The 6,601-nt window shown below is 53.2% G+C and carries 6 protein-coding genes; all 6 read left to right on the top strand.

Annotated features, from left to right (window positions below; genetic code table 11):
* Positions 1-198: hypothetical protein (locus J1785_RS04705; protein WP_217218919.1), on the top strand; the 198-nt coding region annotated here is incomplete at its 5' end.
* A 404-nt stretch (positions 199-602) separates the two neighbouring features.
* Positions 603-2,210 (top strand): dipeptide ABC transporter periplasmic-binding protein DppA, encoded by a 1,608-nt coding sequence (gene dppA, locus J1785_RS04700; RefSeq protein WP_217218918.1) that lies wholly within the window; start codon positions 603-605, stop codon positions 2,208-2,210.
* Positions 2,211-2,410: 200 nt separating this feature from the next.
* Positions 2,411-3,430, top strand: coding sequence for a dipeptide ABC transporter permease DppB (dppB, locus tag J1785_RS04695; RefSeq protein ID WP_129953953.1), 1,020 nt, complete (start codon positions 2,411-2,413; stop codon positions 3,428-3,430).
* Between the two features lie 10 nt (positions 3,431-3,440).
* Entirely contained in the window at positions 3,441-4,355 is a 915-nt protein-coding gene (gene dppC, locus J1785_RS04690) for a dipeptide ABC transporter permease DppC (protein WP_129953952.1), read from the top strand.
* Positions 4,356-4,365: 10 nt separating this feature from the next.
* Positions 4,366-5,391 (top strand): dipeptide ABC transporter ATP-binding protein, encoded by a 1,026-nt coding sequence (dppD, locus tag J1785_RS04685; RefSeq protein WP_217138503.1) that lies wholly within the window; start codon positions 4,366-4,368, stop codon positions 5,389-5,391.
* Positions 5,381-6,403 (top strand): dipeptide ABC transporter ATP-binding subunit DppF, encoded by a 1,023-nt coding sequence (gene dppF / locus J1785_RS04680; RefSeq protein ID WP_129953948.1) that lies wholly within the window; start codon positions 5,381-5,383, stop codon positions 6,401-6,403. Before dppD ends, dppF begins: the two co-directional genes overlap by 11 nt.
* The last annotated feature ends 198 nt before the right edge of the window (positions 6,404-6,601 follow it).

The following is a 6,601-nucleotide window of genomic DNA, read 5'->3' as shown; positions in this document are numbered from 1 at the left end:
ACCAAAAGCAGTACGCAAAATCATCTGCACCATCATCGTGCAATTGCGCTATTTTGGGGTTTTTTAAGGGTGCTGGCTCAACGGCTTTCACTGACGGGTCGACGCCGTTTGCTGCACTTCTCAGCATTTTCCGCTGGTTTCCACCCCTATCTCAAAAATAACCGTTCATATATTCATCATTTAGCCAGAAATTTTTAGGGTTTTAAAATGGGTGAAACCCCCGTGAATATTCTTTTATAAAGGGGAATGTGTGGTTATTCCGTGCTCAGACTGAACATTCATCCTGATTTGGTTAACAAAATGTTTTTTTATGTTTGTTTGTTGTAACTCACAGTCTGTGTAAATGCCTGATGGTTATATTGACGTCAAGGAAAGGAGTTGCCAAATTGATAGCCCCAAGGAAGACCAGTGATTATTTCCGGTAAGATTTTGTAAAGTAATCTTTACACTTCGAAGGAAAAAAATGGCAGTTCACCATGCTCTGGTTGGACTATTGCAGCGCACGAGCAAACACAGTCACCCGCAAATAAAAACAAAGGGTGACGTGAGCTGTATACACAACACACACATCCACATCACCATTAATCGATGGAGCAGAAGCGATGACAATCTCTTTAGGTAAGTCGGGGCTACTGAAATTCAGTATGGGCCTGATTGCGCTGACCGTTGCGGCCAGTGTCCAGGCAAAAACATTAGTGTATTGCTCCGAAGGTTCACCTGAAGGCTTCAACCCTCAGCTGTTCACCTCAGGCACTACGTATGACGCAAGCTCCGTACCTATCTACAACCGTCTGGTTGAATTCAAGATCGGCACCACGGAAATCCAGCCGGGTCTGGCTGAGAAGTGGGACATCTCTGCTGATGGTAAAACTTACACCTTCCATCTGCGCAAAGGCGTGAAGTGGCAGGACAACAAGGAATTCAAACCGACCCGTGATTTCAATGCGGATGACGTTGTGTTCTCCTTCGAGCGTCAGCTGGACAAAAATAACCCATACCACGGTGTTTCTGGCGGCAGCTACGAATACTTCGAAGGTATGGGTATGGGCGATCTGATTAACAAGATCGTGAAAGTCGACGACAATACCGTGCAGTTCGTACTGAACCGCCCTGAGTCTCCGTTCCTGGCCGATCTGGCGATGGACTTCGCTTCTATCCTGTCTGCGGAGTACGCTGACAACATGCTGAAAGCGAAAACGCCTGAGAAAGTTGACCTGGATCCGATCGGTACCGGTCCGTTCCAGCTTGTGCAATACCAGAAAGATTCACGCATCCTCTACAAAGCCTTCCCGGGCTACTGGGGCACCAAGCCGCAGATCGACCGTTTAGTCTTCTCCATCACGCCTGATGCTTCCGTGCGTTACGCGAAACTGCAGAAAAATGAATGCCAGGTGATGCCATACCCGAACCCGGCTGACATCGCGGCAATGAAGAAAGATAAATCCATCAACCTGATGCAACAACCGGGTCTGAACGTGGGTTATCTGTCCTTCAACGTTGAGAAGAAACCACTGGATGAAGTGAAAGTGCGTCAGGCACTGACCATGGCTGTGAACAAAAAAGCCATCATCGATGCGGTTTATCAGGGGGCTGGTCAGCCTGCTAAAAACCTGATCCCACCAACAATGTGGGGCTACAACAAAGATATCGTTGATTACCCCTATGATCCGGCTAAAGCCAAAGAATTGCTGAAAGAAGCAGGTCACCCAGATGGCTTCACTATCGATCTGTGGGCGATGCCTGTACAGCGTCCGTATAACCCGAACGCACGTCGTATGGCTGAAATGATCCAGGCTGACTGGGCGAAAATTGGCGTGAAAGCCAACATCGTGACCTACGAGTGGGGCGAATACCTCAAGCGTGCGAAAAACGGTGAGCATCAGTCTGTGATGATGGGCTGGACCGGCGACAATGGGGATCCGGATAACTTCTTCGCTACCCTGTTCAGCTGTACTGCTGCCAAAGACGGTTCCAACTATTCCCGCTGGTGCTACAAGCCGTTTGAAGATTTGATCCAGCCAGCCCGTGCTGAATCTGATCACGCCAAACGTGCTGCGCTGTACCAACAGGCTCAGGTTGTGATGCATGACCAGGCACCTGCGCTGATCATCGCTCACTCCACTGTGTATGAACCTGTTCGTAAAGAAGTTAAAGGGTATGTCGTAGATCCGCTCGGCAAACACCACTTCGAAAACGTCTCAATGGAGTGATCGCTTACTGAATAACCCGGGAGCTGCGTTGTGTGGTGCTCGCAATCTTCGCCTACCTGAAGGTATGTCTTGATTGCTGTGCTCCTCCGCCTTGCTCGCGGGCCATTCAGTACAGCCTTGATTCTCAAGAAAGAAATGTGAGCCACAATAAGCCCGGCGAGCTACGGTTCGCCGGGCATTTTATACAGAGAGTACGGGATATGTTGCAGTTCATACTCCGACGTCTGGGGTTAGTTATCCCAACGTTTATCGGCATTACTTTGCTGACTTTTGCCTTCGTACATATGATACCAGGCGACCCGGTCACCATCATGGCAGGCGAGCGCGGTGTTTCCCCCGAGCGTCATGCCCAGCTGATGGCAGAAATGGGGCTTGATAAGCCTCTTTATCAACAATATTTCCACTACGTGAACGGGGTGCTGCATGGCGACCTGGGCACGTCCTTAAAAAGCCGCACCCCTGTCTGGCAGGAATTCGTACCGCGCTTTAAAGCGACACTGGAACTGGGCATTTGCGCGATGATTTTCGCGATCATTGTCGGTATTCCGGTGGGTGTGCTGGCGGCGGTAAAACGGGGATCGATATTCGACCACACGGCTGTGGGGATCTCGCTGACCGGCTATTCGATGCCGATATTCTGGTGGGGGATCATGCTGGTCATGCTGGTTTCGGTGCAGCTTAATCTGACGCCCGTCTCAGGTCGAATAAGCGACACCGTCTTCCTGGATGACAGCCTGCCGCTGACCGGTTTTATGCTGATCGATACGCTGTTCTGGGGCGAACCGGGTGATTTCGTTGATGCCGTGATGCACATGATTTTACCGGCCATTGTACTGGGCACCATTCCGCTGGCCGTGATTGTGCGTATGACCCGTTCTTCCATGCTGGAAGTGTTGGGTGAGGATTACATCCGTACCGCGCGCGCCAAAGGCGTCAGCCGCATGCGGGTGATTGTCGTCCACGCTCTGCGCAATGCGTTGTTGCCGGTGGTGACCATCATTGGTTTGCAGGTCGGTACGCTGCTGGGCGGCGCGATCCTGACCGAAACTATCTTCTCCTGGCCGGGACTCGGCCGGTGGCTGATCGACGCACTCCAGCGCCGCGACTATCCGGTCGTGCAGGGCGGGGTGTTGCTGGTCGCTACTCTGATCATTGTGGTTAACCTGCTGGTAGATGTGCTCTACGGCGTGGTCAACCCGCGTATTCGCCACAAGAAATAAGGGGCGCACAATGTCTCAAACCACTGAGCCGGTCGCTAATGAATTAGTGACGGCTGCGCCAGTGCCGATGCCGCCGATGCGCGAATTCTGGCATTACTTCAAGCGTAACAAAGGGGCCGTTGTTGGCCTGGTTTACATCATTATCATGCTGGTGATCGCGATTGGTGCAAACGTGATCGCTCCGCATCTGCCTGCTGAACAGTTCCGTGACGCGCTGCTGCGTCCGCCGGTCTGGATGGAAGGTGGCAGCTGGAAATTCCTGCTGGGCACTGACGACGTGGGCCGCGATATACTGTCGCGGCTGATGTACGGCGCGCGTTTATCGCTGCTGGTCGGGTGTCTGGTGGTGGTGCTTTCTCTGATCCTCGGCGTAGTGTTCGGTTTGTTTGCCGGCTACTACGGCGGTGTGGTTGACGCCATCATCATGCGTGTGGTCGATATCATGCTGGCCTTGCCAAGCCTGTTGCTGGCTCTGGTACTGGTGGCGATTTTCGGCCCGTCGATTATCAACGCCTCGCTGGCACTGACGTTCGTCGCTTTACCGCATTATGTCCGCTTAACCCGCGCGGCGGTGCTGGTGGAAGTCAACCGCGATTACGTCACCGCTTCGCGCGTGGCCGGTGCCGGTTCTGCGCGCCAGATGTTCGTCAATATTTTACCTAACTGCTTAGCGCCGCTGATCGTTCAGGCATCGCTCGGCTTCTCCAACGCCATCCTTGATATGGCAGCGTTGGGCTTCCTCGGTATGGGCGCACAGCCGCCAACGCCGGAGTGGGGCACCATGCTGTCGGACGTCTTACAGTTTGCTCAAAGTGCCTGGTGGGTTGTGACCTTCCCCGGCGTGATCATTCTGCTGACGGTGCTGGCATTTAACCTGATGGGTGATGGCCTGCGTGATGCCCTCGACCCTAAACTTAAGCAGTAAGGGGTTGGAGATGGAAACAACATTAACGAATGACATTCAGGTCGGTAAAACGTTGCTGACCGTAGATAAACTCTCCGTGCACTTTGGTGACGAAGGGACGCCGTTCCGCGCCGTAGACCGTATCAGTTACAGCGTAAAACAGGGCGAGGTGGTCGGGATTGTCGGCGAATCCGGCTCCGGTAAATCGGTCAGTTCACTGGCGCTGATGGGGCTGATCGACTTCCCCGGTAAAGTGATGGCGGAAAAACTGGAGTTCGGTGGTCGTGACCTGCAAGGCATGAGCGAAAAAGAGCGCCGTCAGATTGTCGGTGCCGAAGTTGCGATGATTTTCCAGGATCCGATGACCAGCCTCAATCCGTGTTACACGGTTGGTTTTCAGATTATGGAGGCCATTAAAGTACACCAGGGCGGCAATAAAAAGACCCGTCGTCAGCGCACCATTGATTTGCTGAATCTGGTGGGCATTCCGGATCCGGCTTCACGACTTGATGTCTATCCGCACCAGCTTTCCGGCGGCATGAGTCAGCGTGTGATGATCGCGATGGCGATTGCCTGTCGGCCAAAATTACTGATTGCCGATGAGCCGACCACCGCGCTCGATGTGACCATTCAGGCGCAAATCATCGAGTTGCTGCTCGACCTGCAACAACGCGAAAACATGGCGCTGATGCTGATCACCCATGATCTGGCGCTGGTGGCCGAAGCCGCGCAGCATATTATCGTGATGTATGCCGGGCAGGTGGTGGAGTCGGCAAAAGCCACGGAAATTTTCCGTGCGCCACGCCATCCGTATACGCAGGCGCTGCTACGATCCCTGCCGGAATTTGCGGCGGATAAAGCCCGTCTGCAATCCTTGCCGGGTGTGGTGCCGGGCAAGTATGACCGTCCGAACGGCTGTCTGCTGAATCCGCGTTGCCCGTATGCAACTGACCGTTGTCGTAAAGAAGAACCTGCGCTGCGTGACCTCGCAAACGGGCGTCAGTCGAAGTGCCATTATCCGCTGGATGATGCCGGGAGACCTACTTATGAGTCCTGATAACACCCAACCTCAGCCGCTGCTGTATGCGATTGACCTGAAAAAACATTACCCGGTGAAGAAAGGCATCTTCGGCCAGGAACGTACCGTGAAGGCGCTTGACGGCGTTTCTTTCACTCTCGAACGCGGTAAAACGCTGGCGGTAGTGGGAGAGTCCGGCTGCGGGAAATCCACGCTGGGCCGCCTGCTGACTATGATTGAAGTGCCGACCGGCGGTGAGCTGTATTACCGCGGGCAGGATTTACTGAAACCTGACGCCACGGCAGAAAAGCTGCGCCGTCAGAAGATCCAAATTGTGTTTCAGAATCCGTACGGATCGCTCAACCCGCGTAAGAAAGTCGGACAGATCCTCGAAGAACCCTTGCTGATCAACACCAAACTTAGCCGCGAAGAACGTCGCGAAAAAGCGCTGGCAATGATGGCGAAAGTGGGTTTGAAAACCGAGCATTACGACCGCTATCCGCATATGTTCTCCGGCGGTCAGCGTCAGCGTATTGCTATTGCCCGCGGTCTGATGCTGGATCCGGATGTGGTGATCGCCGATGAACCGGTTTCCGCGCTTGATGTTTCCGTGCGTGCGCAGGTGCTGAACCTGATGATGGACTTGCAGCAGGATTTAGGGCTGTCTTACGTTTTCATCTCGCATGATTTGTCCGTGGTGGAACATATCGCTGATGAAGTGATGGTGATGTATCTGGGCCGCTGCGTGGAGAAGGGGCCGAAAGACGCCATCTTCAGCAATCCGCGCCATCCGTACACCCAGGCCTTGCTGTCTGCGACGCCTCGCCTGAATCCTGATGATCGCCGTGAACGCATCAAACTGACCGGCGAACTGCCAAGTCCGCTGAATCCGCCAGCCGGTTGTGCGTTTAATGCCCGCTGCCGCCGTGCGTTTGGCACCTGCAAACAGTTCCAGCCACAGCTGAAACAGTACGGCGATCAGCTCGTCGCCTGCTTTGCCGTCGATCAGGATGAAACCGGCACAACGCAGACTGTTGCCGTAAATCAGTAGCCTTGCTGACATCTCACTGAAAAATACAAGCCCGCGAAATGGACTGCAGTCCAAAAGCGGGCTTTTTTGTGGGGGATTTTCACGATGAAAACTCTTATTAATGCAACTCAGATCAACAATAGATTAAAAAACGCGAATAATATTACCCTCCCTGATAGCACTAATTATCTGACTATTTGGAAAATAATATATATAGAT

Source organism: Rahnella perminowiae, from assembly GCF_019049755.1.
GTDB classification, from domain to species: Bacteria; Pseudomonadota; Gammaproteobacteria; order Enterobacterales; family Enterobacteriaceae; genus Rahnella; species Rahnella perminowiae.
Note: the sequence above shows the minus strand (reverse complement) of the source record. Positions and strands in the feature narration are given on the sequence as shown.

Coding starts and splice junctions, on each gene's coding strand:
- dppA (WP_217218918.1), top strand. CDS start 603: ATGACAATCTCTTTAGGTAAGTCGGGGCTACTGAAATTCAGTATGGGC.
- dppB (WP_129953953.1), top strand. CDS start 2,411: ATGTTGCAGTTCATACTCCGACGTCTGGGGTTAGTTATCCCAACGTTT.
- dppC (WP_129953952.1), top strand. CDS start 3,441: ATGTCTCAAACCACTGAGCCGGTCGCTAATGAATTAGTGACGGCTGCG.
- dppD (WP_217138503.1), top strand. CDS start 4,366: ATGGAAACAACATTAACGAATGACATTCAGGTCGGTAAAACGTTGCTG.
- dppF (WP_129953948.1), top strand. CDS start 5,381: ATGAGTCCTGATAACACCCAACCTCAGCCGCTGCTGTATGCGATTGAC.